At 64.8% G+C, this 15,163-nt stretch carries 19 protein-coding genes, 1 tRNA gene and 1 pseudogene; 14 read left to right on the top strand and 7 right to left on the bottom strand.

The features are described from left to right. Positions 1-13: 13 nt before the first annotated feature. Positions 14-223, top strand: a pseudogene (locus D3876_RS20870) (transposase); the annotation flags it as partial. Further along, entirely contained in the window at positions 193-825 is a 633-nt protein-coding gene (locus tag D3876_RS12335; protein ID WP_338014316.1) for an IS5 family transposase, read from the top strand. The pseudogene D3876_RS20870 and the gene D3876_RS12335, both read left to right, overlap by 31 nt. A gap of 216 nt (positions 826-1,041) precedes the next feature. On the opposite strand, the gene D3876_RS12330 is transcribed toward D3876_RS12335, so the two are convergent. Then, positions 1,042-1,551, bottom strand: coding sequence for a GNAT family N-acetyltransferase (locus tag D3876_RS12330; protein ID WP_238475345.1), 510 nt, complete (start codon positions 1,549-1,551; stop codon positions 1,042-1,044). Continuing rightward, the gene (locus tag D3876_RS21305) at positions 1,548-1,682 is read right to left on the bottom strand and encodes a hypothetical protein (RefSeq protein ID WP_274378983.1); all 135 of its coding nucleotides are present in this window, start codon (positions 1,680-1,682) and stop codon (positions 1,548-1,550) included. Before D3876_RS21305 ends, D3876_RS12330 begins: the two co-directional genes overlap by 4 nt. A 295-nt stretch (positions 1,683-1,977) precedes the next feature. Here D3876_RS21305 and paoA point away from each other — a divergent pair, with 295 nt between their 5' ends. Genes paoA through paoC form a run of 3 tightly spaced genes read left to right on the top strand, consistent with a single transcriptional unit; the run spans position 1,978 to position 5,771 of the window. Next, complete coding sequence (paoA, locus tag D3876_RS12320; RefSeq protein ID WP_119763809.1) at positions 1,978-2,613, top strand: aldehyde dehydrogenase iron-sulfur subunit PaoA; 636 nt, start codon at positions 1,978-1,980, stop codon at positions 2,611-2,613. Then, positions 2,610-3,560 carry an FAD binding domain-containing protein gene (locus tag D3876_RS12315; RefSeq protein ID WP_119762567.1) on the top strand — a complete coding sequence of 317 codons (951 nt, stop codon included), beginning with the start codon at positions 2,610-2,612 and terminating at the stop codon, positions 3,558-3,560. The genes paoA and D3876_RS12315 overlap by 4 nt, the downstream gene beginning before the upstream one ends. 3 nt (positions 3,561-3,563) lie before the next feature. Continuing rightward, positions 3,564-5,771, top strand: coding sequence for an aldehyde oxidoreductase molybdenum-binding subunit PaoC (gene paoC, locus D3876_RS12310; protein ID WP_119762565.1), 2,208 nt, complete (start codon positions 3,564-3,566; stop codon positions 5,769-5,771). Between the two features lie 27 nt (positions 5,772-5,798). Here paoC and D3876_RS12305 read toward each other — a convergent pair whose 3' ends face one another. Beyond that, entirely contained in the window at positions 5,799-6,380 is a 582-nt protein-coding gene (locus D3876_RS12305) for a nucleotidyltransferase family protein (RefSeq protein ID WP_147417657.1), read from the bottom strand. A gap of 72 nt (positions 6,381-6,452) precedes the next feature. On the opposite strand from D3876_RS12305, the gene D3876_RS12300 reads away from it, so the two are divergent. Further along, positions 6,453-7,457 carry an XdhC family protein gene (locus tag D3876_RS12300; RefSeq protein ID WP_119762561.1) on the top strand — a complete coding sequence of 335 codons (1,005 nt, stop codon included), beginning with the start codon at positions 6,453-6,455 and terminating at the stop codon, positions 7,455-7,457. Positions 7,458-7,518: 61 nt separating this feature from the next. Here D3876_RS12300 and D3876_RS12295 read toward each other — a convergent pair. From D3876_RS12295 to D3876_RS12285, 3 genes are all read right to left on the bottom strand, one after another. Then, positions 7,519-7,603 (bottom strand) — tRNA-Leu (locus D3876_RS12295). Between the two features lie 60 nt (positions 7,604-7,663). Further along, complete coding sequence (locus tag D3876_RS12290) at positions 7,664-8,062, bottom strand: DUF805 domain-containing protein (protein ID WP_119762559.1); 399 nt, start codon at positions 8,060-8,062, stop codon at positions 7,664-7,666. An 80-nt stretch (positions 8,063-8,142) separates the two neighbouring features. Next, on the bottom strand, positions 8,143-9,651 hold the full coding sequence (locus tag D3876_RS12285; protein ID WP_119762557.1) for a YifB family Mg chelatase-like AAA ATPase: 1,509 nt from the start codon (positions 9,649-9,651) through the stop codon (positions 8,143-8,145). Between the two features lie 122 nt (positions 9,652-9,773). Here D3876_RS12285 and D3876_RS12280 point away from each other — a divergent pair, with 122 nt between their 5' ends. From D3876_RS12280 to D3876_RS12245, 8 genes are all read left to right on the top strand, one after another. Next, positions 9,774-10,082 carry a hypothetical protein gene (locus D3876_RS12280; protein ID WP_182912000.1) on the top strand — a complete coding sequence of 103 codons (309 nt, stop codon included), beginning with the start codon at positions 9,774-9,776 and terminating at the stop codon, positions 10,080-10,082. Between the two features lie 90 nt (positions 10,083-10,172). Then, the gene (gene rpmH, locus D3876_RS12275; protein WP_119763803.1) at positions 10,173-10,307 is read left to right on the top strand and encodes a 50S ribosomal protein L34; all 135 of its coding nucleotides are present in this window, start codon (positions 10,173-10,175) and stop codon (positions 10,305-10,307) included. Continuing rightward, positions 10,304-10,630, top strand: coding sequence for a ribonuclease P protein component (gene rnpA, locus D3876_RS12270; RefSeq protein ID WP_338014332.1), 327 nt, complete (start codon positions 10,304-10,306; stop codon positions 10,628-10,630). Before rpmH ends, rnpA begins: the two co-directional genes overlap by 4 nt. A 100-nt stretch (positions 10,631-10,730) precedes the next feature. Further along, the gene (gene yidD / locus D3876_RS12265) at positions 10,731-10,943 is read left to right on the top strand and encodes a membrane protein insertion efficiency factor YidD (protein ID WP_119762555.1); all 213 of its coding nucleotides are present in this window, start codon (positions 10,731-10,733) and stop codon (positions 10,941-10,943) included. Between the two features lie 32 nt (positions 10,944-10,975). Next, positions 10,976-12,685, top strand: a complete 1,710-nt coding sequence (yidC, locus tag D3876_RS12260; protein WP_119763801.1) for a membrane protein insertase YidC — start codon at positions 10,976-10,978, stop codon at positions 12,683-12,685. Next, a complete protein-coding gene (gene yihA / locus D3876_RS12255) occupies positions 12,682-13,326 on the top strand; it encodes a ribosome biogenesis GTP-binding protein YihA/YsxC (RefSeq protein WP_119762553.1) in 645 nt (214 codons plus the stop codon). Before yidC ends, yihA begins: the two co-directional genes overlap by 4 nt. Positions 13,327-13,468: 142 nt before the next feature. Further along, entirely contained in the window at positions 13,469-14,140 is a 672-nt protein-coding gene (locus D3876_RS12250; RefSeq protein ID WP_119762551.1) for a glutathione S-transferase family protein, read from the top strand. 62 nt (positions 14,141-14,202) lie between these two features. Beyond that, the gene (locus D3876_RS12245) at positions 14,203-14,433 is read left to right on the top strand and encodes a CDGSH iron-sulfur domain-containing protein (protein WP_182911999.1); all 231 of its coding nucleotides are present in this window, start codon (positions 14,203-14,205) and stop codon (positions 14,431-14,433) included. A 65-nt stretch (positions 14,434-14,498) separates the two neighbouring features. On the opposite strand, the gene D3876_RS12240 is transcribed toward D3876_RS12245, so the two are convergent. Further along, positions 14,499-15,116, bottom strand: coding sequence for a DJ-1/PfpI family protein (locus tag D3876_RS12240; RefSeq protein ID WP_119763799.1), 618 nt, complete (start codon positions 15,114-15,116; stop codon positions 14,499-14,501). Between the last annotated feature and the right edge of the window lie 47 nt (positions 15,117-15,163).

The raw sequence follows: 15,163 nt of genomic DNA, 5'->3' as shown, positions 1-15,163 counted from the left end.
TGGACGGTGTGGGTTGATTCAAGGCTGCCTTTTGGAGGCAGGTTTGAGCCGGGGCGATCTGAGCGAAGCAGAATGGCGCGTTCTGAAGGGTCTGCTGCCGATCGAGCCAGAGAACCGAGGGCGCGGCCGCAGGCCTGAGCAGAATCTCTCGATAGTCAACGGCATACTCTGGCGGCTGCGCTGTGGGACTGCTTGGCGCGATGTCCCGCCAAAATACGGCAATTGGAACACGATCTACCGGCGGTTCCGTCGTTGGAGCGAGGCCGGGGTCTGGGAGGCCGTGTCGGTGACGCTTGCCGAGATCATGGCCGACACCGGACACTACAGCATCGACAGCACCACCCTTCGCGCCCAGGTCTCGGCAGCGGGCGGAAAAGGGGGACTTGTCGACGCGCTCTTGGCCGCTCGCGGGGCGGGTTCACCAGTAAGCTTCACTGTCTGGCTGATGCCCGAGGACGCCCCGTCGCCTTCCACCTGACTGGTGGTGAAGCCGCCGACTGCACGGCCTATGACACGCTGATCCGCCTGCCGGACCGCGCTCCGGCGGCTCTGCTGGCCGACAAAGGCTACGACACCAACGCCATTCGCGCCGATCTCGCGAGCCGCAGCATACAGGCTGTCATCCCGGCGCGCTCCAATCGCCGAGAAAGGATCGAGCACGATCGGCAGCTCTACAGGCAGCGAAACGGCATTGAGCGAATGTTCGGCAAGCTGAAAATCAATCGTGCCGTCGCCACCCGCTACGATCAAACGCCCTCAAGTTTCCTCGGCATGGTCCATCTCGCTGCCATCCGGCTTTGGATCAAATTCGTCCACGCCGCCTAGGGCATCGTGCGCCGCTTAATCAGACCCGCTCATCCTGAGGAGGGGCTGAGCTTGTCGAAGCCCCGTCTCGAAGGACCGGCTCGGTGCGTCCTTCGAGATGCCGTTTCGACTTCGCCAAAGGCGAAGTTTATCCTGAGCGACGCCGCAGGCGGCGTCGAAGGGCTCAACGGCTCCTCAGGATGAGCGGATTAGTGATGCCAATTTAACGCACGATGCTCATAGCCTGCGGATGAGTGCGCGCGCCTCCACGCCATAACCCTTGGCGGGATCGAGCAACCCGTCGCCTAGCGGAACGAAGCCCTGCCGTGCCCAGAAGCCGTGCGCGTCGCCCACTGCGATCAGCGCGATCCTGTCAAAACCGCCGCGACGCGCCTCCTCGATCACCATGTCGACGGCTTGCCCCGCAAAGCCTCGCCCGCGCGTTTCAGCGCCGAGCGCGAGGTCGTGGAGGAAATAGCAGTCCTGCGGCTCGGGCAGCTCCTTTAATGGCACATCGAGAACGGGGGGCGTATCAAGTCGCCCGGGGTGCGAAACCAGATAGCCCGCCACCCTGCCGTCATCGCCCTCCAATATATGGCAGCCCGCAGGATAGAGCGCGAAACATGCCGCGAACACCGCGGGATTCTCGGGATAGTCGAGATGAATCACGGTCGCGACGTCGGCGACCGCGGATACGTCATCGGCCTTCATCGCGCGCCAGCGCATCGGAGCCGGGCGTGCTCTCATTCCCGGCAACGCAATGCTTCGACCGGCAACGCGAAGGCGGGCGAGTTCTGGCGGCGGCTCGGGTAATAGAGGTGATAGCCCGCGGCCACCGTCTGGAACGCGTTGAGGTCGACAAGCTCTTCGCGTCGCATTGATGAACTCCAGATATAATTCCATGCCGTGCTTAGCGCCTAATCGCAGGACGAGGGATGCTTATTGCTCAGCGGGACCACAATCGCCGAGGCGCCGGGCGGACGCGCTGAGGCTTTCATGAATTGCAGATATAGTGACTAATCGTCCCCCGGCACATAAGTTATTGTGAATTCGCGAAGCCGCCTGTTGAGCCAAGGCGCAATGCAGCAGCGGCTCCGCATCCATAGCGATAGCCTGTGCGTTCACCGCAGCGCCGCCGAACGAGCGAAAAATGAGAAAGGATCGAAGCACGCCATGCCAGCCCCAGGCGATATAGAGATGTCCCGGCGCGGGGTCCTCGTCGGCAGCGCGGCTTCGGTGGCGGCGACGGCCGCCGCTCCGGTCCGCGCCCAAAACCCAAAACCTGCGGAGAAGCCCGCCATGGTCAAGGTTTCCTTCAAGGTTAACGGACAGGCCCGCGCACTCGAGCTTGATACGCGGACCACATTGCTTGACGCGCTGCGCGAGCATTTGCGCCTGACGGGCACGAAAAAGGGATGCGACCACGGCCAGTGCGGGGCGTGCACGGTGATCGTCGAGGGACGGCGGATCAATTCGTGCCTGAGCCTTGCGGTGATGCACGAGGGCGACAGCATCACCACGATCGAGGGGCTGGGCACGCCCGAGAAAATGCATCCGATGCAAGCCGCTTTCGTTACGCATGACGGCTATCAATGCGGCTATTGCACGCCCGGCCAGATCTGCTCGGCAGTGGCCGTGCTCAACGAAATCAAGGCGGGCGTGCCAAGCCATGTCAGTGCAGACCTGACCGCCCGCCCGCACGTCAGCGTCGATGAGATCCGCGAGCGCATGAGCGGCAATATCTGCCGTTGCGGCGCCTATTCCAACATTGTCGACGCGATCACCGAAGTCGCGGGGAGGAAGGCATGAAATCCTTCACCTATGAGCGCGCGGATGCGCCCGCCGAGGCGGCCGCTGCCGCTATGCGCACGCCAGGCTCCAGGTTCATCGCGGGCGGCACCAACCTGCTCGACCTGATGAAGCTCGAGATCGAGACACCCGCGCACCTGATCGACGTCAATCGCCTCGCTCTCGACAAGATCGAGCCCATGAGCGACGGCGGACTGCGCATCGGCGCGTTGGTGCGCAATACCGATCTCGCTGCGGACGCGCGGGTACGGCGCGACTACGCCCTGCTCTCTCGCGCGCTGCTCGCCGGAGCCTCGGGCCAGTTGCGCAACCGCGCGACGACCGCAGGCAATCTGCTCCAGCGCACACGGTGCCCCTATTTCTACGACACCAACCAGCCCTGCAACAAGCGCACGCCGGGCAGCGGCTGCGCCGCGATCGGCGGATTCAACCGCACGCTCGCGGTCATTGGCGCAAGCGAAGCATGCATCGCGACGCACCCAAGCGACATGGCGGTCGCCATGCGCGCGCTCGACGCAACCATCGAGACGGTGCGCCCCGACGGGAAAACGCGCACTGTTGCGATCGTCGATTTCTATCGCGCGCCCGGCAGCACGCCGCATCTGGAGACCGCCCTCGAACCCGGCGAGCTGATCACCGCGGTCACGCTTCCCAAGCCCGTCGGCGGAACGCACATCTATCACAAGGTACGCGACCGCGCGTCCTACGCGTTCGCACTGATCTCGGTCGGCGCGATCATTCAGCGTGACGGCAGCGGCCGCGTGGCGCTGGGCGGCGTCGCCTACAAACCGTGGCGCGTAGAGGCCGCCGAGGCCGAAATGCCGCGCGGCGCCAGGGCGGTGACGACAGCGCTGCTTGCGGGCGCCAAACCGACGCATGAAAACGCATTCAAGCTGCTGCTGGTCGAGCGCACGCTCAGCGCGGCGCTGGCACAAGCGAGGGCCTGAGCCATGAAATTCGACACCCCGGCCACGACCAACCCGATCGACCAGCTCAAGATAATCGGCAAGCCGACCGACCGGATCGACGGCCCGCTCAAGACCACGGGCAAGGCCCCCTATGCCTATGAACGGCACGAGGTCGTGCCCAACCAAGCCTATGGCTACGTCATCGGCGCGGCGATCGCCAAGGGACGGATCATCGCCATCGACCTGGCCGACGCCAAGGCTTCGCCCGGCGTTCTCGCCATCGTCACTGCCGAAAATGCGGGCACGCTCAACAAGGGCAGGTTCAACACCGCAAAGCTGCTCGGCGGCCCTGAGATCGAGCACTACCACCAGGCGATCGCCGTAGTGGTGGCAGAGACCTTCGAGCAGGCGCGCGCCGCCGCCGCGCTGGTCAAGGTTGACTATGCCCGCGGCAAGGGCCGCTTCGATCTCGCGGCCGCCAAGGACACGGCCTCCCCGCCCCCCGAAAACGAGTTCAGCGGCAAGCCCGACACCGCGGTCGGCGACTTCGCAGCCGCCTTTACCGCCGCGCCGGTCAGGCTCGACGCGACCTACACCACGCCCGACCAGTCGCATGCGATGATGGAACCGCATGCGTCCATCGCCGCCTGGCAAGGCGACAAGCTGACCTTGTGGACGTCCAACCAGATGATCAACTGGGGCAAGGGCGATGTCGCCAGGACGCTCGGCATTCCCAAGGAGAATGTGCGGCTGGACTCACCCTATCTCGGCGGCGGGTTCGGCGGAAAGCTGTTCGTGCGCGCCGATGCGATCCTGGCTGCGTTGGGCGCGAAGGCGGCGAAGCGCCCGGTCAAGGTCGCCCTTGCGCGGCCGCTGATGGCCAACAACACCACCCACCGCCCGGCGACGATCCAGCGCATCCGGATCGGCGCGACGCGCGACGGCAAGATCACGGCGATTGGCCATGAGGGCTGGTCGGGCGATCTGCCCGGCGGAGGGCCGGAGACAGCGGTCAACCAGACGCGGATGCTCTATGCGGCCCCCAACCGCATGACAGCGACGCGGCTCGCGGTGCTCGACCTGCCCGAGGGCAATGCGATGCGCGCGCCGGGCGAGGCGCCCGGACTGATGGCGCTCGAGGTCGCGATGGACGAGATGGCGGAAAAGCTGGGCATGGACCCGGTCGAGTTCCGCATCCTCAACGATACGCAAGTCGATCCCGAGCAGCCGGGGCGCCGTTTCTCGCAGCGCCGGCTGGTCGAATGCCTGAAGACCGGCGCTGAACGCTTTGGCTGGGACAAGCGCGCCAAGCCAGGCAGCCGGCGCGAAGGACGCTGGCTGGTCGGCATGGGCGTCGCCGCCGCATTTCGCAACAACCTGCTGACCAAGTCGGCCGCGCGTGTGCGGCTCGATGACAAAGGCGTGGTCACCGTCGAGACCGACATGACCGACATCGGCACCGGCACCTACACCATCATCGCCCAGACAGCGGCGGAGACCATGGGCCTGCCGCTCGACAAGGTGATGGTGCGGCTCGGCGACTCGGACTTCCCGGTGTCGTGCGGCTCGGGCGGCCAATGGGGCGCGAACAATTCGACTGCCGGAGTCTATGCCGCCTGCATGAAGCTGCGCGAGGCGGTGGCGCAGAAGCTCGGATTCAATACCGCCGAGGCGGTGTTTACGGACGGCCAGGTCCGCGCGGGCAACCGCAGCGTGGCGCTTCGCGAGGCCGCCCGCGGCGGCGAGGTCGTCGCCGAAGACTTCATCGAATATGGCGACCTCGACAAGAAGTACCAGCAATCGACCTTCGCCTCGCATTTCGTCGAGGCAGCGGTCGATGCCTTTACGGGCGAGATCCGCATCCGGCGCATGCTCGCCATATGCGCGGCGGGCCGCATCCTCAATCCCAAGGCGGCGCGCAGCCAGGTGATCGGGGCGATGACCATGGGTGCGGGCGCAGCGCTGATGGAAGAACTCGCGGTCGACAAGCGCTTCGGCTTCTTCGTCAATCATGATCTTGCCGGTTATGAGGTGCCCGTCCATGCGGACATCCCGCACCAGGAGGTGATCTTCCTCGACGAGACCGATCCGATGTCATCGCCGATGAAAGCCAAGGGCGTCGGCGAGCTCGGCATATGCGGGGTCGGCGCCGCGGTTGCCAACGCGATCTACAACGCAACCGGCGTGCGCGTGCGCAACTATCCGATCACGCTCGACAAGCTGCTCGACAAGCTTCCCGACGTGGCATGATCGCGCGAAATCAGCGATGCTGCGCGCCTAGCGCTGCCGCAGCAGATCCTCCGGCAGGTCGATGTCCGCCAGTTCACCCTCGCCAGCCGCCGCACGCGTGGCGGCGGCAAGCAATGCCCTGCCGCCCTGATCGCCCTGTCCCTGCTGGAGCCGGTCAAACACGGATCGCGCGAACAGCGCCGGCGGCATCGCGGTTCCGTCCCGGTCGGACGCCACCACCGGCGTGTTTTCCGGATCGAACTGCGCCAATAGCGCGCGCAGATGACCGATGCTGACAAACGGCATGTCCGCGAGGCAGACAAGCGCCGCCTCCGCCCCGCCCTCGGCCGCAAGCTTGATGCCCTTCGCAAGCGAATGCGAAAGTCCGCGCTCGGGATATGGATTCGATACGATCTCGAAGCCGGCGGCACCCAGCTCGTGCGCCAGCGGACCTTCGGCGCTGCTACACACCGCAATCAGGCGGCCCGCCGCCAGTTCGACCATACGCCGCGCCACATGGAGTCCGAGGGGCTCTCCATCGAGTTCGGCGAGCAGCTTGTCGTCTGCGCCGAACCGTCGCGATTGCCCCGCGGCGAGCAGTATGGCAGCGATGTTGCCGGCGTCGATCATGATGACATCTATCCTGTCCAGTCCGCCTTGCGTGCCCGCAAGCGATCGGGACACAATCAGCTCGGGGTGGTAATGATTGCAAGTGCTCCGGCCGATATACTGCGTTATATCCTCTCATGTGCGGATGACGGGCTCGACGCCGTTCTTGTGACACTCACCGGCATCGAAGGATCATCGTCGCGTGCGCTCGGCGCACAAATGGCGGTGGCGGAAGACGGCCGCTATCTGGGTTCCTTTTCCGGCGGTTGCATCGAGGCGGCGGTCGTCGCCGAAGCGCTGGGGGCGCTCGCCAGCGGCAGCGCGAAGCTCGTGCGGTTCGGCGTGAATTCGCCCTATCTCGACATCCGCCTCCCATGCGGAGGCGGCATCGATCTTCTCTTCAACCCCCGGCCCGATCATCAGGCCATCGCCGACGCGGTGTCCCGAATCGACGCGCGCAGCGCGGCGGCTTTGCGTCTTTCGCATCTCGGTGTGCAGTCCGTAGAACCGGTGGCGGGCGGATCGCGCGCCGGCTGGAATAGCGACCACTTCGATATCGGCTACGCACCTGCGCTTCGCCTCGTCGCGATCGGCCAGGGCGACGATCTGGCGGCGCTTGCGCGCCTCGCGCATGGATTCGACGCTGACGTCACAGCGCTTACGCCAGACGCGCGCGCATTGGGCGAACTGGCGGATCAGGGGATTGAGGCGGTCGAACTGCGCACGCGCACCGCCTTGCCGAAGGTTCGCACCGATCCGTGGACGGCGATCGTCTTTCTCTTCCATGATCGGGATTGGGAGGAAGGCTTGCTGCCACAAGCGCTCAACCTGCCCGCCTTCTATTTTGGCGCAGTCGGAAGTCCGCGGACGCACGCCGCCCGGTTGGATCTGCTGCGCGCCGTGGGCGTTCCGGAGCATGTGTGCAACGCCGTGCGCGGTCCGATCGGCCTCATCCCGGCCACCCGCGATCCGGCGACGCTTGCGCTCTCGATCCTGTCGGAGATCGTGCAGGAATATGCCCGCATGCTTGAACTGCCTTCGCAGCGCGATGCGGCAAGAGCGCCAGCGAACAACATGGCCATGACTGGCAGCGGCTGAAGCCGGGTCCGCGATCGATCTGGACGAAAAGCCGAATCGGGAAATCTGAAATAACCGGAAATGGTGCCCCTGGCCGGACTCGAACCAGCATGCCTTGCGGCGCTCGATTTTGAGTCGAGTGCGTCTACCAATTTCGCCACAGGGGCAGCGAAGGGCGGCCCTAGCCGAGACCGGGGCCGCCCGCAACAGCTTGCTTTACGCTCCGCTCAGGCGGCGGCTTCCTCGGCCTTGGGATCGGGGCCGAAGCGATTGGCCCCGCGCGTGCCCTCAAGGCACATGAACACGATCACGATCAGCGCGCCGACGAACGGGATGAAGTTCAGCAGCACAAACCAGCCCGACTTGTCCTGATCGTGGAAGCGCCGCACCTGCACCGCAAGCGCGGGGATGAAGACGATCAGCGCGTAAAGCAGCACCGCCATCGAAAGACCACCTGCCCCGCTGGCCGCGGCCATCGGGTCGGTCATCATCGCGAAACCGCCGGTCGCGCCCATCAGGACGACATAGATGATCAGGTTCAACAGAAAGAACATCCAATATTCCTTGCGCCGCGAGCGGCCCGCGAAATCGGCATAGCGCTTGAAAGGCAGGATCATCCATTCCATGACATTTCCCCCTATATTTGGCCGCTTCTTGGCGGCACGGCGACGGAGACTATGCCAATCGCCGTTTCTGGCAAGAAAATTCAGTTGCGCGGCGCCTGCCGCCGATAGCTGAGCGCCTCGGCGACATGGATGCGGCCGACGCTCTCGCTTTCCGCCAGATCTGCGATCGTGCGCGCGACGCGCAGGATCCGGGTGTAGCCGCGCGCCGAAAGCCGCATTGCCTCGGCCGCCTGCGCAAGCAGCTTGCGGCCGGATTCGTCGGGCGTGGCCACGGCCTCGAGCGCCTCGCCATCGACCTCGGCATTGGTGCGGATACCCTGGCTTTCATAGCGCGCTGTCTGAATCGCACGCGCGGAGGCCACGCGCGCCGCGACTTCGGCCGAGCCTTCGGCGGGCGCGGGGAGAACAAGATCGGCGGCGGTGACCGCCTGCACCTCGACATGAAGATCTATTCTATCCAGCAGCGGCCCCGAGACCTTGGCCTGATAGTCGACGGCGCAGCGCGGCGCACGCGAACAGGCGAGCGCGGGGTCGCCGAGATGCCCGCAACGGCAAGGGTTCATCGCGGCGATCATCTGGACTCGCGCGGGGAAAGTGACGTGCGCATTGGCGCGCGCAACGCTGACGGTGCCGGTTTCGAGCGGCTGGCGCAGCGAATCGAGCACGGCACGTTGAAATTCGGGCAGTTCGTCGAGAAAGAGCACGCCCAGATGCGCGAGACTCACCTCGCCCGGCCGAACCTTGAGCCCGCCGCCGACGAGCGCCGCCATCGACGCCGAATGATGCGGGCTTCTGAAAGGCCGCGCGCGGATCAGCCGACCATCGGTCAGTTCGCCCGCGACCGAGGCGACCATCGACACCTCAAGCGCCTCGGCGGGACCAAGCTCGGGCAATATGCCCGCGAGGCACGAGGCGAGCAGCGACTTGCCCGCCCCCGGGGGCCCGACCATCAGCATGTTATGACCGCCGGCGGCCGCGATCTCGAGCGCGCGCTTGGCCGTCTCCTGCCCCTTCACCTGGCGAAGATCGGGGCCGTGGCCGTTGAGCGCGACTTCGCCGGGCACCGGCGGGCGCAGCAGTGCGCTGCCCTTGAAATGGTTGAGCAGGCTCAAGAGGTCGGGCGCCGCGATCACCTCGACGCTGCCCGCCCACGCCGCCTCGGGGCCCTGCGCCGCGGGGCAGACAAGCCCCTTCCCAGCCGCCGACGCGTGCAGCGCAGCGAGCAGCACGCCGGGCGACGACGCGACGCGCCCGTCCAGCCCCAGCTCGCCCACCACGACATAGGATGCGAGCGTCTCGGCATCGATCACGCCCATCGCTCCCAGCAGCCCAAGCGCGATGGGCAGGTCGTAATGCGATCCTTCCTTGGGAAGATCGGCGGGTGAAAGATTGACCGTGATCCGCTTGGGCGGCAGCGAAAGCCCGATAGCGGCGATCGCGGCGCGGACGCGTTCACGGCTCTCGGCGACCGCCTTGTCAGGCAATCCGACGACGACAAAGCCCGGCACGCCCGCCGCGACCTGCACCTGCGTCTCGACCCCGCGTGCCTCCAGCCCCAGATAAGCCACTGTCGAAACAATGGATACCATGTTCCGCCCCCGTTTTGTTCCGGCGCACTGTGACGACAGATGGCCCGGGAGTCGAGATGTGTTCATTCTGCGCTACGCCGCCGCGGCTTGCGCGCCGAAGATCGCGTTCCCACATCGTCGCCATGAGGCTGAGGGAACGAATTTCCACGCTGGGACATGATGAGCGCGTGCGCTTCGGGCTCGTCGTCACGGGCTTCGTGCTGATCGCGCTCGCACCGGTCGTCGGCGTGCTTCCGGGACCCGGGGGAATCGTCGTCTTCGCAATCGGCGCGAGCCTGGCGCTCAAGAATTCGCGCTGGGTCAAGAAGCGCTATGCCGAATTCAAGAAGCGGCATCCGCGCTATGGCGATTGGGCCGACTGGGGCCTCCGGCGGCAAAGCGCAAAGCGACGCGCCGAAATCGCGCGGCAAGACGTGGCCGAATCCGATTGACTTCCACAGCCGTTTTCAATATCCGCCCCCCAACAGCGGCCGCCCGCCTGAGGCGGCCATTTTCTATTTTGACGTTTGAGGAAATGAGCGATGAAGCGCACCTTCCAGCCGAGCAACCTTGTGCGCGCCCGCCGTCACGGCTTCCGCGCCCGCATGGCGACCCCGGGCGGCCGCAATGTGATCCGCGCCCGTCGGGCCCGCGGCCGCAAGGTTCTGTCGGCCTGATCGGCCTTAGCCGCCGCGCCGACTATCTGGCGGCGAACGGTGGCAAACGCGTGGCGACACCAGGATTCGTCCTGCTCGTCCGCGCGCGCGACGATGATGAATCGCTCGTCCGCTACGGAATCACGGTCACCAAGAAGATCGGCGGCGCTGTCGTCCGCAACCGGATGAAGCGCCGTTTTCGCGCACTCATCCGCGAGCTGTTGCCCGAGCACGGCATCGCGGGCGCCGATCATGTCTTGATCGGACGCGCGGGCGGGGTTGAGCGCGACTTCGGCGAATTGCGCCGCGAACTCTCCAGGGCACTCTCAAAGGCCGCGCGATGATGGCCCTTTTTCGTCATGCTGAACTTGTTTCAGCATCCATTTGGACCCTGAAACAAGTTCAGGGTGACGGCATTTGCGCGTGTCGGAAGGGCAAGGGCGCATGATCGCGAAGCTGCTCATCGGCATTGCACGCCTGTGGCAGATCGGCCCATCGGCAATCCTGCCACCAAGTTGCCGCTATCAGCCGAGTTGTTCGGCCTATGCAATCACCGCACTCAGCCGCTATGGCGCACTCAAAGGCTGCTGGCTCTCTGTCAGGCGCATCGCCCGCTGCCACCCCTGGGGTGGCTCGGGTTACGACCCTGTTCCATGATTTGGACCGTTCCATGATTTGGGGGAATGACGTTGGAAAATAATCGCAACATGATCCTGGCGATCGTGCTGTCTGCGCTTGTGCTGTTCGGGTGGAGTTTCCTTTCCGAGCGCTTTTTCCCCACGGCCAATCCGCCAGCGACCCAGATTGTCGACGGCAAGCAGGTGCCCGTCCCGAGCGCCGCCGGCAGCCCGGTATCCAACACGCCCGCGGCGCTGCGTGACCGCGCACTGGTGCTTGGTGAAACCCCACGCGTGAAAATCGATACGCCCGCGCTCAGCGGCTCGATCAACCTCAAGGGCGCGCGGATCGATGACCTGACGCTCACGCGCTACCGCGAGACGATCAAGAAGGATTCGCCGCCGATCCGCCTGCTTTCGCCGGCGGGCTCCAAGGAAAGCTATCTGGCGGGCTTCGGCTGGACCGGACAGGGCCTTGCAGCCCCCACCGCCGACACCATCTGGACCGCGAGCGCCCCGGCCCTCACCCCCGCAACACCCGTCACGCTGAGCTGGGACAACGGCCAGGGCCAGCGCTTCGACATCAACCTGGCGGTCGACAAGGATTACATGTTCACGGTCAAGCAGACCGTGACCAACACCGGCACGGGCGCGGTCGCGGCGCAGCCCTTCGGCTTTGTCAGCCGTCACGGCGTCTTCAAGGATCCCGATAGCTGGACGATCCATATCGGACCGATGGGCGTGTTCAACGGCAGCGCCAATTACGACATCAATTTCGAGGACGTCGATGAAGCCGGCAATGCCGGCGTCCAGAACTCATCCAAGGGCGGCTGGCTCGGCTTTACCGACAAATATTGGCTGACCGCGCTCGTCCCCGACCAGGGCACGAGCATGAACGGCACCTTCCGCGTCGGTTCGGACAAGGCCTATCAGGCCGACTTCACGACCGAGGCGCAGATCGTGCAGCCGGGCAAGGCGCTCAGCACCACCTCGCGCTTCTTTGCAGGGGCGAAGGAAGTCGGCGTGCTCGACGCCTATGAGGACGACCTCGGCATCAAGCAGTTCGACCGCGGGATCGACTGGGGCTGGTTCTACTGGTTCGAAAAGCCGATCTTCTATCTGCTCGACTGGCTGTTCCGCGTCTTCGGCAATTTCGGCGTCGCGATCATCGGCCTGACGCTCATCATCCGCCTGCTGATGTTCCCGATCGCGCAGAAGCAGTTCAAGTCGATGGCGGGGATGCGCGCGGTGCAGCCCAAGATGAAGGCGCTGCAGGAACGCCACAAGGACGACAAGCCGCGCCTCCAGCAGGAGATGCTCAAGCTCTATCAGCAGGAAAAGATCAATCCGCTGGCGGGCTGCCTTCCGATCCTGCTCCAGATCCCGATCTTCTATGCGCTCTACAAGGTGCTCTTGCTCACGATCGAAATGCGTCACCAGCCCTTCGCGCTGTGGATCAAAGATCTGTCGGCGCCCGATCCGCTGACGCCGGTCAACCTGTTCGGCCTGCTCAATTTCACGCCGCCGTCGATGATCGCGCTGGGCGTCCTTCCGATCCTGCTCGGCATCTCGATGTGGCTGCAGTTCAAGCTCAACCCCGCGCCCGCCGATCCGGTGCAGCAACAGGTGTTCGGCATCATGCCCTGGGTCTTCATGTTCATCATGGCGCCCTTCGCAGCGGGCCTGCAGCTCTACTGGCTCACCAACAACATCCTTTCGATCGCGCAGCAGAAGTGGCTCTACAGCCGCCACCCGGCGCTCAGCCAGGCGGAGGCCAAGTGAGCGAGACCGAAAGGACCGAGGAAGCGATCGAGGCCGCGCGGAAGATTTTCGCGGGGCCCATCGCGTTCCTCAAGTCCGCGCCCGCACTCAAGTTCCTGCCCGATATGAGCGTGCCCGAAATCGCATTTGCGGGACGCTCCAACGTCGGCAAGTCGTCGCTGCTCAACGGCCTAACCAACCGCAACGGCCTCGCGCGGACGTCGAACACGCCGGGGCGGACGCAGGAGCTCAACTTCTTCGACGTCGGCGATCCGCTGATCCTGCGGCTCGTCGACATGCCGGGCTATGGCTTCGCCAAGGCGCCCAAGGATGTCGTCAAGCAATGGCGCTTCCTGATCAACGACTTCCTGCGGGGCCGCTCGGTGCTCAAGCGCACGCTTGTCCTCATCGACGCGCGTCACGGCATCAAGGATGTCGACCGCGACGTGATGAAGATGCTCGACGAGGCCGCGGTCAGCTATCGCCTCGTCCTCACCAAGGCCGACAAGATCAAGCCGACCGAGCTTGCCGAGGTTATGGAACGCACCGCCACCGAGGCGCGCACGCGCCCCGCGGCGCATCCCGAGATCATCGCCACCTCGAGCGAAACCGGGCAAGGCATGGCCGAATTGCGCGCGGCCGTGATTGAGTCGCTGACCTAAGCTTTACGTCAAGATCGCGGGACTTGCCCTTTGATGTCATTCCCGCGAAAGCGGGAATCCAGAGGATATTCATGAAGCGCGACGCAGAATCAGGCATTGCTTGGATTCCCGCTTTCGCGGGAATAACACTGTAAGGGAAACGATGCTCAAGCTCTTCATCGGCAACAAGGCATATTCGAGCTGGTCGCTGCGCGGCTGGCTCGCAGTCCGGCAATCCGGGCTCCCCTTCGAGGAAAACGTCGTTCCGCTCTACGATCAGGACTGGGACAAGCGTCGCGAAGGCGACGAGTTCGCGCCATCGTCGGGCAAGGTCCCGATCCTGTGGGACGGCGATGTCGTGGTGTGGGACAGCCTCGCCATCATCGAATATCTGGCCGAAAAGACCGATCGCAAGCTCTTCTGGCCCGAGGATGAAGCGGCCCGCGCCATGGCGCGATCGATGTCGGCCGAGATGCATTCGAGCTTCGCAGCGCTGCGCCGCGAGCACAGCATGAACATCCGCCAGATCTATCAGCCGCAACCGCCCTCGCCCGAGGTGACGCACGACATCACCCGCATCATGCAGCTCTGGGCGGAGGCTCGCGCGCGCTTCGGGGGCGATGGCCAATTCCTGTTCGGCGACTTCGGCGCCGCCGACATGATGTTCGCGCCCGTGATCACGCGCTTCATCACCTATCAGCTTCCCATCGCGCGCTTCGCCGAACCCTATATGCAGGCGGTGATCAACCATCCCTTCATGCAGGACTGGATCGCGGGCGCGCAGGAAGAAGACTGGGTGATCGAGAAGTTCGAGCGCACGCCGCAAGGCGCGTAATCGCCCTCGATCCCCAAGCCGTGCTATGATGGGCGCAGCCTCAATCTCGCATGGAGATCGTCATGGCAATCAAGGCGGTTGCGCTGAAGGATGGCCCCTATCAGGTCGAAGGCGCGCTCGACGAACTCGAGCTGACCGATGCGGACGGGAATCGATACGAACTCGCGAGCAAACGCAGGATCTTCCTTTGCCGGTGCGGTGCGTCCGAGACCAAGCCCTTTTGCGACGGGCACCATTCGAAGATCGGGTTCCAGGCCGCTGAAGCCGCAGTAAAGGCTGAGCATCAGGGCTGAGGAGGCTCAAGGCCCAGCCGCTCAATGCGCGAGGCGCAGATCAGCAGCGAGGCGGTTGTGGTCTCTCAGGCGGCAATCGATGATTGCGCCACAAAGGGTGTAACCACGCCCAGCGCGCGCGTCACATATTCTTCCTTCTCCCCCACCGGCGCGACATAGTGCATTGCCGCCTCGGCGTCGGCACGCGATCCGGCGCGCAGCAATATCCACGTTGCCAGATACTGCGACGCGAGGCAGCCGCCCGCGGTCGCGATATTGTCCTGCGCATGGAAGGGCGCGTCGATGACGTTGACGCCCGCCTCGATCACCCAGGGTTTGGTGGTCAGATCCGTGCAGGCGGGCATCGTGCCGATCAGGCCCAGCTTTGCGAGCAACAGCGTCCCCGAGCATTGCGCGCCTATGAGCTGGCGCTCGGGGTCGAGCCGGATACGGCTCAGAAGTTCCGGATCCCCCGCGATTTCGCGCGTCCGGATGCCGCTGCCGATGATGACCGCGTCGGCCTCTGCCGCGAACTCGAGCGGCTCTTCGCGAAAAATGGTGACGCCGTTCATCGAGGTCACCTGCTCGGTGGGCGCGGTGATGCTCGCTTTCCATCCGCTTGCCCGCATCCGGTTCAGGATCGCCGCCGCAACGAATGAATCCAGCTCATTGAAGCCGTCGAATGTCAGAACTGCGATGCGCAACAGGCGTCTCCCTTCGTCCGCGTCTGTGCCAGCGCCGCAACGCCGGT

The sequence above is a fragment of the Sphingomonas cavernae genome, from assembly GCF_003590775.1.
GTDB classification, from domain to species: Bacteria; Pseudomonadota; Alphaproteobacteria; order Sphingomonadales; family Sphingomonadaceae; genus Sphingobium_A; species Sphingobium_A cavernae.
Note: the sequence above shows the minus strand (reverse complement) of the source record. Positions and strands in the feature narration are given on the sequence as shown.